This window comes from Candidatus Erwinia haradaeae (assembly GCF_900698855.1).
Lineage (GTDB): Bacteria > Pseudomonadota > Gammaproteobacteria > Enterobacterales > Enterobacteriaceae > Erwinia_E > Erwinia_E haradaeae_F.
In genome coordinates this window covers 478674-496997 of record NZ_LR217698.1, presented here as the reverse complement: position 1 = coordinate 496997, position 18324 = coordinate 478674, and the positions used below count along the sequence as shown (strand labels likewise).

Below are 18324 nucleotides of genomic sequence, written 5' to 3'. Positions count from 1 at the left end.
TATGCAAGTGATAAAGATCGGATAATACAGGATGTATAATAAGCTTATGACGGGGCGGATTCCAGTTTTATTTATTAAAAATTTATTAGAAAGAACAGATATCGTAAGTTTTATTAACTGTCATATTAAATTAAAAAAACTTGGTAAAAATTACAATGCATGTTGTCCCTTTCATAATGAAAAAACCCCTTCTTTTACTGTAAATCGTGAAAAACAATTTTATCACTGCTTTGGTTGCGGAGCTCATGGTAACGTCATCGACTTTCTTATTCATTATGAACATTTAAATTTTATTGAAAGCATTGAAGAATTAGCAAATATACATGGTCTAAAAGTTCCAAATAATAAAAGTAATCCATTAAAACAACCTGAAAGCTATCAACGTCCTCTTTTATATCAATTAATGAATAAATTAAGTAAATTTTATCAACATACTTTATTGCAACAACCAATATCAGGAGCATATAGTTACCTTACACATAGAGGGATTAGTAATAAAATTATTCAGTATTTTTCTATTGGATTCGCCCCACCAGGTTGGAATAACGTCTTAAAATATTTTGGGAGAACCTCCTCCCAACGTCAGTTATTAATGAATTCAGGTATGTTAATTACCAACAATCAAAAATGGTCTTATGATCGATTCCGAGATCGAATTATGTTTCCTATTCACGATAAAAGAGGACGAGTAATTGGATTCGGAGGAAGAGCGATCAATAATGAAAGACCAAAATATCTAAACTCTCCCGAAACAGAAATCTTTCATAAAGGTCGTCATTTATATGGTTTATATGAAGCACTAACTAATAACCCTAAACCAAGAAAATTACTAGTGGTTGAGGGCTACATGGATGTACTAACTTTAACTCAATTTGGAGTCTGTTATGCAGTAGCCTCTCTTGGTACTTCTACAACATCTGAACATGTTCATATGTTATTTCGTCTTACTGATACAGTGATCTGTTGTTATGACGGCGATAAAGCAGGATACCAAGCAGCTTGGCGCACATTAATTATTAGCTTACCGTATATGAACGATGGACGCACTCTACATTTTATGTTTCTACCTAATAATGAAGATCCTGACACTTTGGTGCGTAAAGAAGGTAAAGAATCATTTGAAAAACGCATGGACAATGCAACTCCTCTTTCAGTCTTTTTGCTTAATACGCTTATATCGAAAGTAGATTTAAGTTTTCCAGAAGGTCGAGCGCGACTTAGCTCTTTAGCGCTACCTCTTGTGCATCAAATACCAGGTAGTGCTTTACGTGTTTATCTGCGTCAAGAATTAGGAAATAGATTAGGTTTGCTTGATGATAAGAAGCTCGATCACTCTTTTTTAAGAAAAGAAAAAAATAAAGAAAGTATTATAAACCCATCAATTAAACACATTACAATACGTATATTAACTAGTCTCTTAATTCACCAACCGAATTTAGTAAAAACAGTTCCTAATCTAGATAGATTAGAGTCACTAGAAATACCTGGTATACTATTATTTATCGACCTAGTAAAAACTTGTATAACTTATCCTGACTTAAATACAGGTCAGTTACTAGAGCTCTATCGGGGAACAAAATTTATCCATTACCTTGAAAGATTAGTAATGTGGAACCACATGGTAATAGATGAGCAAATCGAAACAATGTTTCTTGATTCTCTCAGGAGAATTTACAATTATGCCTTAGAGCGAAAGCTAGAAGAACTAATTGCCTATGATCGCTCCAATGGACTTAGTAGTGAGGAAAAACGCGTTCTATGGAAGATAAACAAAGCTCTAAAAAAATAGTATAGAAAGTCAACTTACGATATGATCTCATCTATTAAATAATATTAAAGAATGATCAATATACAAATAAGCATCATTGCTTTACTAACTAGTACGGAAAGTAAGGTGATTGTAATTAAATACAATTAAAGTCAGTGTTTAGTGAGTTTTTACTTAAAACTCAACACCACTATAACGGGTCATAACAGTAACTAGAACGACCCACACTATTATTCTTGGAATCTTAGTCAACCAAGAGAATCTAATTAAAGAATTATGGACGCCGTCTTATGGAGCAAAACCCGCAGTCACAGCTGAAGCTACTTGTTACTCGTGGTAAGGAGCAAGGCTATCTTACCTATGCTGAGGTTAATGACCATCTGCCGGAAGATATTATCGATTCTGATCAGATCGAAGATATCATCCAGGTGATTAATAACATGGGTATTCAAGTTTTAGAGGAAGCACCCGATGTTGATGAGTTAATGTTAAATGATAATAGCAACGATACTGATGACGATGCGGCTGAAGCAGCCGCTCAAGTATTATCTAGTGTTGAGTCTGAAATTGGACGCACCACTGATCCAGTTCGTATGTATATGCGTGAAATGGGTACAGTAGAATTATTAACACGTGAGGGCGAAATTGATATCGCAAAACGTATTGAAGATGGAATTAATCAAGTTCAATGTTCTGTTGCAGAATATCCTGAAGCCATTACATATTTATTAGAACAATATGATCGCGTCCAGGCAGGAGAGGCTCGTTTATCTGACTTGATTACTGGTTTCGTTGATCCTAATGCGGAAGAAGACATCTCTTCGTCTCCTATGCATATAGGACCCGAATTATCTACAAACGATCATGAAAATGACGAAGAAGAAGAATCTAGCGACAATGAGGCGGAGGATGAACATAGTATCGACGTTGAATTAGCAAGTGAAAAATTTACTGACTTGCGTCATCAGTATGAAATGACGCGCTCTGTAATTAAAATGAGAACCCGAAACCATACAGAAGCACTTGAAGAAATTCAAAACCTATCAGATGTCTTTAAGCAGTTCCGTCTTGTACCAAAGCAATTTGATTTATTAGTTAATAGCATGCGAATAATGATGGATCGCGTTCGAACTCAAGAGCGCATAATCATTAAGTTATGTGTTGATTTATGTAAAATGCCGAAAAAACATTTTATCACAATGTTTTCTGGTCATGAAACAAATGGAATATGGTTTCAATCCGCTATAGATATGAATAAGCGATGGTCAGAAAAGCTGAAAGACGTTTCAGATGATGTCGCACGAAGCTTGCACAAATTACAACAAATTGAAGATGAAACAGGGCTCACTATTGAGCAGGTAAAAGATATTAACCGTCGAATGGCCATTGGAGAAGCCAAAGCTCGTCGAGCCAAGAAAGAGATGGTTGAAGCAAATTTACGTCTAGTTATATCTATTGCTAAAAAATATACTAATCGTGGACTGCAATTTCTAGATCTAATTCAAGAAGGTAATATTGGACTGATGAAAGCAGTCGATAAATTTGAATATCGACGTGGTTATAAATTTTCAACTTATGCTACCTGGTGGATTCGACAAGCTATTACCCGCTCTATCGCAGATCAAGCACGTACTATCCGTATTCCAGTGCACATGATTGAAACTATTAATAAACTGAATCGAATTTCACGGCAGATATTACAAGAAATCGGGCGAGAACCTACAGCAGAAGAATTAGCTGAACGCCTTATGATGCCAGAAGATAAGATCAGAAAAGTAATGAAAATTGCTAAAGAACCAATCTCAATGGAATCTCCCGTAGGAGATGATGAAGATTCGCATCTTGGTGATTTTATTGAAGATACTACATTAGAACTCCCATTAGAATCGGCAACTTCTGAAAGTCTTCGTTCAGCTACTCATGAAGTTTTGTCTGGTCTAACTGCGCGTGAAGCTAAAGTTTTACGGATGCGCTTTGGTATCGATATGAATACCGATCATACTTTGGAAGAAGTTGGAAAACAATTTGATGTTACACGTGAGCGAATCCGACAAATTGAAGCCAAAGCGCTTCGTAAACTACGTCATCCTAGTCGCTCTGAAGTTCTCCGAAGCTTTTTGGATGATTAAATTTTTACTTTTAGTAAAGTAAGATAGTATCTTACAGAGAAATATTAATATGATAACATCATGACTATTTTTCTTTGTATTATTCTTATATAACTGTATTAATAATCATTAATTAAACTCATTACAGGACGTTTGGTATATGTCAAATAAATTATTACAGAACAGTCGTATCTAGTATAAATTTTTTAATGAACTAGTTTTGCAATGTAGATCTTCTTATCGATTTATCTAGGATTCTATCCTAATAAATAAATGTTATAAATTATATATAATAGATATACGTTAAGTTATATGTTCTCGAGTATGTTATCAGATAAAGACGCGGTTTTTAATGCATAACTCAACACTTCTTCAATGCACGTGACTAGCTTAATCTCAATGTCAGAAATAATATTTTCTGGAATCTCTTCCAGATCGCGCTCATTTTCATGAGGAATAAGCACTGTTTTAATACCTCCGCGGTGGGCTGCTAAGAGCTTTTCTTTCAACCCACCAATAGGTAAAACCTGACCTCGTAAAGTAATTTCACCAGTCATAGCAACATCAGCACGAACTGGGTTTCCAGTCAGACTGGACACTAGTGCGGTGCACATTGCAATACCTGCGCTTGGCCCATCTTTTGGTGTCGCCCCTTCTGGCACATGTACGTGAATGTCTTGTTTCTCATAAAAATCACTTTTGATTTCTAGTTTTTTTGTCCGAGCTCTAACCACTGTTAATGCAGCTTGAATTGATTCCTGCATTACTTCTCCGAGAGAACCTGTATATGTTAACTTTCCCTGGCCTGGAACACATACTGTTTCTATCGTCAATAAATCACCACCAACTTCTGTCCATGCTAATCCTGTGACTTGCCCTACTCGATCCTGACTGTCAGCTCGACCATAATTGTAACGTTGTATGCCTAAATAATCTTTTAAGTTATTAGAATCAATTCTAATATGTTTAATCGACTTCGTCATAAGAAGAATTTTAACTGCTTTTCTGCATAATTTTGATAACTCACGTTCTAGATTGCGCACGCCAGCTTCACGCGTATAGTAACGAATGATACTAATTATAGCACTTTCATCAATGGTTAGTTCATTTTCTCTTAAAGCATGACGTCCCGTTTGCTTTGCTAAAAGATGTTGTTTAGCAATATTTAATTTTTCATCTTCTGTATAACCGGATAAACGAATGACTTCCATACGATCCAGTAATGGTGCAGGAATGTTCATTGAATTGGATGTTGCAAAAAACATAACATCAGATAGATCATAATCTACTTCTAGATAGTGATCATTAAAAGAAATATTCTGCTCTGGATCCAGCACTTCTAGAAGAGCTGAAGAAGGATCTCCACGCATATCTGATGACATCTTGTCAATTTCATCTAACAAAAATAATGGGTTTTTCACTCCTACTTTTGCCATTTTTTGAATTAATTTTCCAGGCATTGACCCAATGTACGTACGACGATGTCCACGAATTTCTGCTTCATCCCGGATACCCCCTAGCGCCATACGCACATATTTTCTCCCAGTCGCTTTAGCAACCGATTGACCTAAAGATGTTTTACCTACGCCAGGTGGTCCAACTAAACAAAGAATTGGACCCTTTGCTTTATTGACTCGATTTTGTACCGCTAGATATTCAATAATTCGATCTTTCACGCGCTCTAAACCAAAATGATCAATATCTAAGGTTTCTTGGGCCTTTCTTAGATCTTTCTTTACCTTACTACGAGCACTCCATGGTACTTGAACCATCCAATCAATATATCCACGCACAACTGTTGCTTCTGCTGACATCGGAGACATCGTTTTTAACTTTTGTAATTCAGATTCGGTTTTCTCCCTAGCTTCTTTCGGCATTTTAGAGCTATCAATCTTCCGTCTTAATATTTCATGTTCATCAGGGGATTCATCCATATCACCTAATTCTTTCTGAATAGCTTTCATTTGCTCATTTAGATAGTATTCGCGTTGACTTTTTTCCATTTGTTTTTTAACACGACTACGAATACGTTGCTCAACTTCTAATAAATCAATTCCTGACTCCATCATTGCCATTAAATACTCTAAACGTTCACTAACATCTGACATTTCTAATATTGACTGCTTATCCGCTAACTTTAATGGCATATGTGCGGCGACAATATCTGCTAAACGTGCTGCGTCATCAATGCTATTAATAGATGTTAGGACTTCAGGTGGAATTTTTTTATTTAACTTAATATATCCTTCGAATTGATTAATGGCAGTTCGTACCAATACTTCTTGTTCACGTTCTTCAATTTTAGGGGAAACAAGATACTCTGCTTTAGCTGTAAAATGATCGCCATTATCAGATAATTTTGTTATATGAGCACGTTGCAAGCCCTCAACAAGAACTTTTACGGTACCGTCAGGTAATTTTAGCATCTGCAAGACAGAGGCAACAGTACCAACTGAAAATAAATCCTGAATACTAGGGTTATCCGTAGAAGCCTCTTTCTGGGCAACTAACATAATCTTATTATCATGATCGATAGCAGTTTCAAGACAGCAAATAGATTTTTCTCGTCCAACAAACAACGGTATCACCATATGAGGATAGACAACAACATCCCGCAAGGGTAAAACAGGAATTTCAATATGCTTAATACGCTCAGGATTCATAGAGCTCTCTCTCTTAATTTAATTTTAGCCTGAGTAAAGCAGGACTGCAAAATGCAAACAAAATAAGTTTTTAATCCAATTGAATCCACAAGTATATAGATATATGGGGATGAATTTAATAGATTCAATATTAAAGTAGGGAGAAAGGAACTAAGTAGATTTTTTCCCGCATTCTAGTAAAAATTATTAAAAGGAATAAATAAGATGCTATCTACTATTAACACAATGGTATATTATTTCTAATAAAATTTGGAATTTCTCAAACCGAAATCTAATTTAAATTTTGAGTAACTTATAACCACCAGGTTTGTAATACAAGTTTCTTTATACTAAATCAATAGTTATTCGTCATTAACAATGATACCTGGACTGATTAACGATATATCGTAATAACTGTGTTATTAAGTAAATATAAAAATATTAATTTCTATATATTCATATATAGAATATATCTCTCTTCTGATCTCAAAAAATTTGAATACTTCTGATCAATACCATTTAATAATTAAGATTATATCATGTTTTATCTAATTTCTAATATATTGTTATATTACATTCAATCCGTGGATTTATATTATCACTAATTTTTTAATAGATTTTATTTATATACATCAGACATATCTAGACATTAATCTGTATTAATATTTATTTATGTATGAATCAACTGGTCATCGATCATATGATTATATAAATTTATCGCTTTATTTTTTAATTTTGTGAATTTAACTTAAATGGAAGATTTCCATAAACAAAATATAACTTATCATTGTGTTTTTGTATCATCTAAAATATTAAAAAATTAATCTATAAAATTTTACTGAAATATCTACTAACATTCTAAAAAATTAGATTGCTTATCATATGAGTATGTAAATTACATTATAAGTCTTATTATATAAATAATTACTTCTTTGCAAAAAGAATAAAAAAGATATTACCCTATGATTCTATCATAATAAGATTATATATCTTCATTATCTAATCTTTTTCAAAACTTCCAAATAATTCTCGCACTAGATTCATTAGAATCTTTTTAAAATTGCATACGATTCTATTTTTAGAAAAATAACATTAAATATAACTTAACATGTTTATATAATATTGAAAATATATTCTATAAACATCGTTAAATCAATTATTTAAATAATATCATTACCTAATGATTCTCTATGAGTTTTTAATACAATCCAACCATGGGCATCCAAGTGATTCCAATGTCCTTTATCAATATACGAATCACTTGACGATTATTTTCTTCGTCTAAAAAGTGTCGTATTCGTCCAGCAACCACTCTTCCTATACCATTTACTAAAATTAAATCATCTATGTTAGCATTCATTAATGCATCTAAAGTCTTGAAATGAGCTGCAAGATTAACTGCAGTTGTCTGTCCAATGTTAGAAATCCCAAGAGCATACAAAAAACGCGAAAAGGTAGTTTTTTTTGCTTTCTCTAATTGATCTACTAAATATTGTGCTGCTTTGGGTCCCATGTGCTCCATCTCACTCAGCTGAGTAATGGTTAGATTAAATAAATCAGCTAAATTTTTAACATATTTTTTCTCCACTAATTGAGTAATAATTTTTTCACCTATTCCATGAATATTTAAAGCTCTTCGTGATACAAAATGTTTTAAAGCTCCTTTAAGCTGCGCGCTGCAAGTCAGACCATTGGTACAACGCACACCTGTTTCTCCCTTTTCGCGCTTTAACACTGATCCGCATGCCGGACAAAAAATTGGAATGATCACTTCATATCTTTGAGCATTACTACCAATTATACTAACAATCTGAGGGATCACATCACCTGCTCTTCGAATAGTCACACGATCTCCAATTCTAATTCCTAATCGACTAATTGAGCTAGTATTATACAACGTAGCACTGCTTACTATTACTCCAGAAATACTGACGGGCTCTAATTTAGCCACCGGCGTCAGAACGCCAGTTCGACCTACTTGAAAGTCTATATCACGAACAGTTGTAATTTTTTCTTGAGCTGGAAATTTAAAAGCCACTGCCCATCGGGGGGCATGTGTAATACATCCTAGCTTCTTTTGTAATAATAAGTCATCAACTTTAATGACTACACCATCAATATCATAGTCCAAAAAAGGTCGGTTTATTTTCATTTGATCATAAAACTCTAATACTTCATCTCTGGTATAACAAAGACGCGTATGTTCACTAACCGGCAACCCCCAGTCCCGAAATTTTTTCAGACATTTGATATGACTAGTTGGCATTGTTCCTCCTTCCACCAGCCCTAGTCCATAACAAATAAAACTAAGTTGACGTTTAAGCGTAATACATGGATCTATTTGACGCAATGATCCTGCAGCAGCATTACGAGGATTAGAAAAAACTTTATGTCCAGAAGACAGTGCTTCATAATTTATTTTTTTAAAATGTGAAAGAAACATAAAAGCTTCTCCTCGCACTTCAAGATGCTTTGGGATGTTATGTCCATTTAAATAAGAGGGAATAGATTTAATCATTCGTATATTATTAGTAATATTTTCTCCATTATTACCATCTCCACGAGTAGAAGCCCGGACTAACCGTCTATCTTCATATAGCAAACTAACTGCAAGACCATCAAATTTTAACTCACAACAAAATCTGATTTGATCCGAATCATACAACTCGTCTTCTATTCGTTTATGAAAAGCTAGATAACTATTTTTGTCAATAACATTATCTAATGATAGCATAGGTACTTCATGATATACTTTTTTTAAAGTATTTCGTGACATAGGGGAAGAACCAATACATTGAGTCGGTGAGTCAGTCATTAGAAACTTCGGGTATTCTTTTTCTAATACACGCAGTTCATTGATTAGTAAATCATATTCAGAATCTGAAACTTCCGGTTGGTCCAACATGTGGTATTGATATTGATAATGACGCAGAAGGATTTGGAGATTAGTAATTTTATCTTTTATAGAATCGATCATATAACACCATTCCTACCAATAATACCACCATAAAAACATAGAAAAAATCCACACTAGGTGACTAACAATAATAAAAGAAAGACATTATTTAGTCTAGTCACGATTATACGAATTTTCTCTACAAGTTACTTCTAGACTATCCTATTTTAATAGGATCACTATCTTATCATTCCTGTAATATATTATCATGATCGGAATGATTAATAATACATTTTTTAATATTAGGATATCAATCCTAAACATAATTATTTTAACAAATCAATTTTCTCTCCACTCATCATTAAAGAACGCAAAGAAACCAATAAATATAATAAAATTCAATAAATTAAAATTAAATACTTATTTATTCAGTTAATAATATTCTGTGATATTATTTAATAAGACAAAATGAGCCTCATTATAAAGCGTGCTAACTCTAATATAATTTTTATAGATTGAGTCAAATGTATACCAAAAAAACCAATATACGTGTTTTATATAAACCATTTTTTAAGATAAATAATCTTTATCAATCAAAATTATATATAAATTGAAATTAGATATTAATGACATTATTTCTAGATAATAATCCTCTCATCATATAATTAGTAAATATTCTAAAATAACCTATGTAATACAGTATTCTACATAATATATTGATTGTTAATGATCTCTTCTTTAAGAATAAATTGGTTATTTAACCATTACGTTCCGGATTAAGAATCTGTATTCCCTAATTTTTCTTAAAGATATAGAAAATATATTTTCTTGTAAATTATTCCTATAAATACAGATATAGATTTCATCTGATTAACTTCCAGTCAGAATATAATTTTAAATACTAAAAAAATAAAGCGTACAGTCATTAAACTCTCTGTCTTCGTTAAAGATAGGTCAGAATATGATAGCTGTATTTGTATTAGAGATACACACAATCTCTATAATGATTCATATATCATAACTAATCTGAAAAAAAAGATTTTTGTTCTATATTAAGATTCATAAATATCCTATTTTTTATTTTATTTTTATTTTTTGAAATTAAAAATTTCTAAGAATAAAGAAAATAATATTAATTACTAACTCGTCTATTATCATGTATCTCTATTTAAGATACTACAATCAGAAATGTAAACATCACTTTAATAGTTAAAATTCTTATAATATTGTTATAGCTATATCTTCTAACTATGGAAGATCAAAACAACTAAGCCAAATGCCATAATAATATCTCTTTAATTGAATAAAGTAATAATTATTTTCTCATGTCTAAAATTACATCTATTTTTAAATATTCCTTACTGTAGCATTCCGATAGACTAAATAAGGTGTGATAAATATCATTATCCTTCTGGAAATCACTTCAATAATATGCTATTAAAGAGCTTAGATCTTATCCTAAGATACATTCTTTCTCGAACAAAAACCAATTAACTTCTAATTGTTTTTAAGTCATTACAATATGCGAATATATAAATATTGTATAATTTTCATTTTTTATCTTAAAATAAGCATGAAAACCGCAAACTCATATATTACTGAGTTATTACTAAAATAATGTATTTATCTTATCTAAAATTTCAAGCGTGTTCTCTAATATATAGAATATAAACTCATTAATTTCGCTAACTATGAGAATAATACATCCTAATAATATTGATTTTTATACAAAATAATATATCACGCAGATAACGTTGATACATATTATTAGCTTTCTTAATCATTTTAATATATGTCTCAAAATATCATAAAATATTTGTTATTACTGTAATAAACACATTGAATTGATCTTATAAAAATAAGAAAATAATTAAAAGTACAAATGAAATTATCAATTTCATCTTTTTTTATACATTTTTAGGCTTTAAAAACTATGAGGTTAGTATATTAAATGATGACATCAGTATATGATTTCATTTAATAAAACAAATTTAGTCATAAAAAATTAATCATATCAGCATTACAACATTCGTAGTAAACATCATTAAAAAAATCTTGTTAGATGTTTATATTAAAGCACACTTTAAAATCAATAATATAGAGTATGTTATTTTTTTAAACTTGATTAGAAAAGGATCGCAAGAGTGATGCAAGAGCAATATTGCCCACACGAAATAGAATCTTTTGTCCAAAAATATTGGGAAGAAAATAAAACATTTCAAGTTTCTGAGAGAGCAGATAAAGAAAAATATTATTGTCTCTCGATGCTTCCTTATCCATCTGGTCATCTACACATGGGTCATGTACGAAATTATACTATTGGTGATACACTCGCGCGTTATCAACGCATGCTGGGTAAAAATGTATTACAACCTATTGGATGGGATGCTTTTGGGTTACCAGCTGAACAAGCTGCAGTAGAGAATCATGTCAAACCATCATTCTGGACCCGTTCTAATATTAACTATATGAAAACTCAAATTCAATCACTAGGATTTAGTTATGATTGGAGCCGTGAAATTACTACCTGCCAACCAGAATATTACCATTGGGAGCAATGGTTCTTTACTAAGTTATATGAAAAGGGTTTGGTCTATAAAAAAACTTCGGAAGTAAATTGGTGCCCACACGATATGACAGTATTAGCCAATGAACAAGTGATAAATGGTTCTTGCTGGCGCTGTCAATCCAAGATTGAGCTTCAAGAAATCCCACAGTGGTTTATTAAAATAACAAGCTATGCTGAGGAATTACTTAATGATCTGGATCAACTTAGTGGATGGCCGGAAAAAGTCAAAACAATGCAACGTAACTGGATCGGTCGCTCTGAAGGAACTGAGATAAAATTTCCAATTGTAGGTAAAAAAGAAGCGCTTTTGATTTATACAACCCGGCTTGATACCTTAATGGGTGTTACCTATCTTGCAATAGCAATCAATCATCCTTTGGTCAATCAGATCTCTCTCGTACATCCCGTTCTAGGCGTTTTTATTGCTACTTGTCGACAAACTAAAGTGTCTGAATCTAACTTAGTTAAATTAGAAAAAAAAGGAATTAATACTAATTTATTCGCAGAACATCCATTGACGGGAGAAAAATTACCCATTTGGGTTGCAAATTATGTACTCATGGAATACGGAACAGGTGCTATTATGGGCACACCAGCCCATAATCAAGCTGATTGGGATTTTGCTATGAAATATCATATAGCAATTAAATCTGTCATTCTTAATTCTGATAGTCAGATCCCTGATTTAAAACAATCAGCAATGACAGAAAAAGGCATCCTCTTTAATTCAGGTCAATTTAATGAATTATCCTCTGATAATGCAACTAAAGAGATACAGAATCAATTAATTAAACAAAATTCTGGCCAAAAAATAGTTAAATATCGTCTCCGTGATTGGAGTGTATCACGTCAACGATATTGGGGAACGCCTATACCTATGCTCACGCTTAAAGATGGCTCTATTATTCCTGTGCCCGAATATGAGCTTCCCGTTATCTTACCAGAAGATTTAGTGATGAATGGAATTGCTAGCCCAATTAAAACCAATGTAAAATGGGCACAAACTTCTCTTGATGGCCAATTAGCTCTACGAGAGACTGATACCTTTGATACCTTTATTCAATCATCCTGGTACTATGCACGTTATACCTGTCCAAACTATTCCAAGGGTATGTTGGACTCTAAATCTGCAAACTATTGGTTACCAGTGGACCAATATGTAGGAGGAATTGAACATGCCATAATGCATCTTCTTTATTTTCGTTTCTTCCATAAACTACTGCGTGATGCAGGACTAGTGAGCACTAATGAGCCCGCTAAACGTCTTTTATGTCAAGGAATGGTTTTAGCTGATGCTTTCTATCGAATTGGTGATAACGGTGAACATTGTTGGATAGCGCCGAATAATGTTGTTGTAAAGCGTGATACGCAAGGACAGGTCATTCAAGCTGTTGATAAAAATGGAAAAAAACTCGTATATGCCGGTATGAGTAAAATGTCAAAATCTAAAAAAAATGGTATAAATGTACAACTAATGGTGGACCGATATGGTTCTGATACCATTCGTTTATTTATTATGTTTTCTGCGCCGGCAGAGATGCCATTAGAATGGAGAAATTCTGGCGCTGAGGGAGCACATCGTTTTCTAAAACGAATATGGAAATTAACTAGAAAACATGTCAATCAAGGGAGGACTACGATATTAAATGTCAATCGATTAAGCAATCAACAAAAAACACTACGCCGTTCTCTTCATAAAACTATTCGCAAAGTATCTGACGACATAGGGCGTCGTCAAACATTTAACACAGCAATTTCAGCTATAATGAAATTATTTAATAAATTAGAACACGCCCCACAAGAGATCGATCAGGATCGGGCATTAATGCAGGAAGCATTGCTAGCTATAATTCGAATGTTACATCCATTTACCCCACATATCTGTTTTATTTTATGGAGAGAGCTAGGCGGATATGGAAATATAGATTTTGCTCCATGGCCACAAGTGGAACTAGAGGCAATAAAGGAACATCATCTAACTATAGCTATTCAAGTGAATAATAAAATTAGAGGGACAATTATTGTCGCTTCAGAGTCAACTCAATCACAAATTGAAGCTCTTGCTATAAAAGAACCTTGTATAGAAAAATATCTTCGTTTCTCTAGGATTCGAAAGATTATTTATGTACCAGGTCAGTTAATTAATCTAGTTCTTAACTAGGCTCAAGAGATTTGATATAATGAACTATATAAAATTCTCACTATTACTCATCATCAGCATGACCATTTGCATGGTAAATGGATGTGGATATCATCTTCATCGAGCTTTCACAACACCAGATTCAATGAAGAATCTTATCGTACATACAGCAGATCTATATAGCCCACTCACAGTGGAAATGTATAAACAACTTAGACAGTATGATGTTAATATCATCAATCAAGAAAGCACAAAAGGGGATATTCCGTCTTTTCATCTTGGTAAAGAAATCCTTCATCGTAATACTACTACAACTTTTTATGATGGCAAAACTGCTGAATATTCTATTGTAATGATTGTAAAAGCGCATATGGTAATACCTAATCAAGGATTCTATCCGATTATTTCTCAAGTATCGAGTTCATTTTTTGAAAATCCACATACTCCTTTAGCTAAAGACGCTGAAGAAAGTCTTATTATTTATGATATACGAAAAAAAGTAGTCAGCGATCTTATTCATCAAATCTCAAGGATTTATCTTGAAACAACTAATGCTACAAAAAAGATAAATAACCCAATTAGACTCAAGAATTCAAACCTATCCCCTCGTATTAGACCAGAAACGTACTGTAATTCTAACCAATGATTCAAGTTTATCCTGATAAGCTAAATAATCAATTAGCTCAGCAATTAAAAAAATGTTATATCTTGTATGGATCAAATATTTTTTTTATTCAAGAAGCAAAAGAGGCTATCCATAAAGTTTCTAAAGATAAAGGTTTTAAGGAACACCTTACAATTTCATTAGATCATAAGACTGATTGGCAAGAAATTTTCTCTATTTTTAAGGAATTTAGTTTATTTTCCAGAAAAAAAATATTATTTCTCATATTACCAGAACAAGGTCCAAATGTAGTAATAAAAAAGAAACTTATTGTACTGGTTGAATTATTACATAGTGATATTATCTTAATAATACACATCCCAAGATTAACGAAAAGACAAGAAAATGAAACTTGGTATAAAACTATCTGCACTCATTCAGTATTAGTGTTTTGTCAAGAACCAGAGAAGAAAGCACTACCTTTTTGGATTGCCTCTAGAGCAAAACAGCTTAATTTAAAACTAGACGATAACTCCAATAAACTATTATGTTACTATTATGAAGGTAATCTTCTTGCGCTTTCTCAAGCATTAGATAAATGTTCAATACTATGGCCTAACAGTTATCTTACATCGACCCACATCAAACAAGTGATTCATAATGCGGCATGCTTTAATCCGTTTGACTGGATAAATGCGCTATTTCTAGGAAATAGCCAGCGAGCACTTCGTATTCTTCGTCAAATACGAACCACAGATACTGAATCAGTCATCCTTTTACGAATATTACAAAATGAGCTTCTTTTATTATTAAAGTTCAAACGAAAGATGATTTACATACCGCTTCCAATTTTATTTGATCAGTATCATGTATGGCAAAAGCGTCGCTCTCTATTAAGTCACGCACTTCAGCGCCTAAGTATTACTAAGCTCACTCATATCTTTACATTATTAACACGAATAGAGCTTCTTTTAAAAGAAGAACATATCCCATCAGTTTGGATAGAACTAGAAGTTTTGACATTAACATTCTCAAAGCCTGAATTCCCATTGAGTTTTTTAATATAACACCTAATTATCATAGATTTTAAACTTAGTTTGATTTCGTTTTAGATCTATTTATCATGACTACCTGAAGCTAGAAGAAGAAATAAATTCTCTTTCGATCTAAATAAGCTATTTTTGCTATCTAATTAAAACTCTCTATACTCCGATCGATCCAATAGGAAATCGTCATAGCGCGTTAACATAACGCACTTTGTTATTAAACATTACTCTCTTATTTAATATTAATTTTCATGCAATAAACAATCATATCCTATTATATATATTAATTCAGTTACCTATTGTACGTAAAGAAAAAGGAATATTTTAATCTCTATCTTTTATTACGGATCCTAACAATCGATTAACTATATAAAAATGATGTCAAGTAAGATAAGATCTTATTGATAAGTGATGTTTTATGATCTCAAAACGATGGTTATCTAAAAAAAACGACAACCGATAGGATATTGGTAATGATTGAGAATTTATATTACCAATGTAATATAAAAAATTATTTGTCGATCCATTTGGTCGAGTATATCTAAAAAAATATACTAAAGATATCAATATCCTCTACTGATATTGGTGACAATCGATATCGAATCTTATCTCATTAGTATCTTTTTACTAAAAAGATTAAGGTAATTTCTTATCTAACACAATTATATCAAAATTAATATAATTAGTATATATGAGGTTATTCAAATAACCTAAATAGTATTTTTAACAAATCAGATAGAACTTTATATAACATAATAACACGAACTAAATAGAGATAAAGAATCAACTAACTATTTTCTCTCAGTTGTGATATAGACTAACTTTCTTCTGAGATCTCAATTATTAACATATTAAAAAGTTCATTTTTAAAAAAATAGATTTACAAAATATGATTATGTTACTACTAAATCCTCTTCCTTTACTTTATTTGCTCTTTGACGACTTCTTAATAAGAGAAGGAGATAACATTTATACCTAGATGATTTTTCAAATCAATTTCCGCTAAATCTTTATAGACAACAACAGAAAGAATAAGAAACATTGATATAGTTATCAATAGCTACTAATAATACCGAACACCATGTAGATTGACCATCTTTAAGAAACTAACTTTTCCATAATTCTCTGATACATCAAGCTTAGAATCTTTAAATCAGATTCCTTTACACATTCATTAATTTTGTGAATTGTGGTGTTTACCGGACCTAATTCCACTACTTCTGCTCCCATTTTAGCAATAAAGTATCCATCAGAGGTTCCTCCGGTTGTTAAAATTTTAGGTGTAATCTTTGAATAATGCTGTATTGCATTTACTACTTCATTCAACAGATTGCCCTTTTTAGTCAAAAAGGGATGTCTAATAATGTCCCATTTAATACTATAATTCACCTGATTCTGATTTAAAACATCCTCGACACGAGATTGAATTATTGAAGCACTTACCTGAGTGTTAAATCGAAAATTAAACTGTACAAAGCAGTTGTCTGGTATAGTATTATTACTTCCAGCTCCTGCCTGTATATTAGCGATTTGCATGGAGGTTGGAGAAAAAAACGCATTACCTCTATCCCATTGTATATTTATCAGATGATTTAAAATCGGAACTATGCGATGGATCGGATTATCAGCAACATGTGAATAAGCAATATGACCTTGAATACCATGCACAAATAGATTTGCTGTAAGAGAACCACGACGACCATTTTTGATTACATCGCCCAGCTTTTCATTACTCGATGGTTCTCCTACTAAGCAATAATCTATACATTCATTACGCTCCATTAATCTTTCTACAACTTTTACTGTTCCATTAATCGAACAACCTTCTTCATCAGAAGTAATTAAAAATGCTAAACGACCTCGATGTTGTGGATGTGATTGTACAAAGCGCTCTGCAGCAACAATCATAGCCGCCAGAGAACCTTTCATATCAGCAGTTCCTCGACCGAATAACATCCCATTTTTAGTAGATGGCTCGAATGGTGAATATAACCAATGCTTTATTTCACCTACTGAAACAACATCAGTATGACCTGAAAAAACCAGGGTTTTGCCTTCCCCTCGTGACGCCCACAAATTTAATGTTTTTCCAATGTTGATTGATTCAATTGTAAAACCTATGGCCTGTAAGCGATCTATTAAGATAGGTTGACAGCCCGCATCATCAGGACTAAGAGAGGGGCATCTAACAAGTTGTTTGACGAGATCAATCACTGGACAATACATAATGATCTTTCTTTCCTAAAGAAATAAATAACTTAGATATAAAAAGCTCTTTTCTGAACCTGGAATTATACTAATACTGTTTTTATATGAACAAACATACATATTATGTAATAATAACGACTACTAAATGTAGTATTTGAAATATAATCTATTTATAAATCCGTATCAAATGAAGATGGTCTAATTATGAATTAGTATATAATATATATATTCCCAATCAATTTGTTTTAAACAATGAATTTAAATAATAAAAATATTGAATAGTAGATCTTATATGTATAATGCATTTTTAGATAAAATAAATTATAACTCATTCTTCTTATGA

8 protein-coding genes are annotated in these 18324 nt (G+C 32.3%); 5 read left to right on the top strand and 3 right to left on the bottom strand.

The window, feature by feature from the left end; translation table 11 throughout:
• Positions 1–46 precede the first annotated feature (46 nt).
• Together dnaG and rpoD are read left to right on the top strand one after the other, a co-directional pair.
• Positions 47–1789: a DNA primase gene (dnaG, locus tag HACICURT3053_RS01480; RefSeq protein WP_157992307.1), complete on the top strand. Its 1743-nt coding sequence runs from the start codon at positions 47–49 to the stop codon at positions 1787–1789.
• 269 nt (positions 1790–2058) lie between these two features.
• On the top strand, positions 2059–3897 hold the full coding sequence (gene rpoD / locus HACICURT3053_RS01475) for an RNA polymerase sigma factor RpoD (protein WP_157991984.1): 1839 nt from the start codon (positions 2059–2061) through the stop codon (positions 3895–3897).
• Positions 3898–4184: 287 nt separating this feature from the next.
• On the opposite strand, the gene lon is transcribed toward rpoD, so the two are convergent.
• Positions 4185–6539, bottom strand: coding sequence for an endopeptidase La (gene lon, locus HACICURT3053_RS01470; RefSeq protein WP_157991983.1), 2355 nt, complete (start codon positions 6537–6539; stop codon positions 4185–4187).
• 1177 nt (positions 6540–7716) lie between these two features.
• Positions 7717–9495: an NAD-dependent DNA ligase LigA gene (gene ligA / locus HACICURT3053_RS01465; RefSeq protein WP_232037544.1), complete on the bottom strand. Its 1779-nt coding sequence runs from the start codon at positions 9493–9495 to the stop codon at positions 7717–7719.
• Between the two features lie 2066 nt (positions 9496–11561).
• On the opposite strand from ligA, the gene leuS reads away from it, so the two are divergent.
• Genes leuS through holA form a run of 3 tightly spaced genes read left to right on the top strand, consistent with a single transcriptional unit; the run spans position 11562 to position 15794 of the window.
• The gene (gene leuS / locus HACICURT3053_RS01460) at positions 11562–14144 is read left to right on the top strand and encodes a leucine--tRNA ligase (protein ID WP_157992305.1); all 2583 of its coding nucleotides are present in this window, start codon (positions 11562–11564) and stop codon (positions 14142–14144) included.
• 19 nt (positions 14145–14163) lie between these two features.
• On the top strand, positions 14164–14769 hold the full coding sequence (lptE, locus tag HACICURT3053_RS01455) for an LPS assembly lipoprotein LptE (RefSeq protein ID WP_157991982.1): 606 nt from the start codon (positions 14164–14166) through the stop codon (positions 14767–14769).
• A complete protein-coding gene (gene holA / locus HACICURT3053_RS01450) occupies positions 14766–15794 on the top strand; it encodes a DNA polymerase III subunit delta (RefSeq protein ID WP_157991981.1) in 1029 nt (342 codons plus the stop codon). The genes lptE and holA overlap by 4 nt, the downstream gene beginning before the upstream one ends.
• A 1077-nt stretch (positions 15795–16871) precedes the next feature.
• On the opposite strand, the gene dapE is transcribed toward holA, so the two are convergent.
• Positions 16872–17999, bottom strand: a complete 1128-nt coding sequence (dapE, locus tag HACICURT3053_RS01445) for a succinyl-diaminopimelate desuccinylase (RefSeq protein WP_157991980.1) — start codon at positions 17997–17999, stop codon at positions 16872–16874.
• Between the last annotated feature and the right edge of the window lie 325 nt (positions 18000–18324).

Coding starts and splice junctions, on each gene's coding strand:
- dnaG (WP_157992307.1), top strand. CDS start 47: ATGACGGGGCGGATTCCAGTTTTATTTATTAAAAATTTATTAGAAAGA.
- rpoD (WP_157991984.1), top strand. CDS start 2,059: ATGGAGCAAAACCCGCAGTCACAGCTGAAGCTACTTGTTACTCGTGGT.
- lon (WP_157991983.1), bottom strand. CDS start 6,539: ATGAATCCTGAGCGTATTAAGCATATTGAAATTCCTGTTTTACCCTTG.
- ligA (WP_232037544.1), bottom strand. CDS start 9,495: ATGATCGATTCTATAAAAGATAAAATTACTAATCTCCAAATCCTTCTG.
- leuS (WP_157992305.1), top strand. CDS start 11,562: ATGCAAGAGCAATATTGCCCACACGAAATAGAATCTTTTGTCCAAAAA.
- lptE (WP_157991982.1), top strand. CDS start 14,164: ATGAACTATATAAAATTCTCACTATTACTCATCATCAGCATGACCATT.
- holA (WP_157991981.1), top strand. CDS start 14,766: ATGATTCAAGTTTATCCTGATAAGCTAAATAATCAATTAGCTCAGCAA.
- dapE (WP_157991980.1), bottom strand. CDS start 17,999: ATGTATTGTCCAGTGATTGATCTCGTCAAACAACTTGTTAGATGCCCC.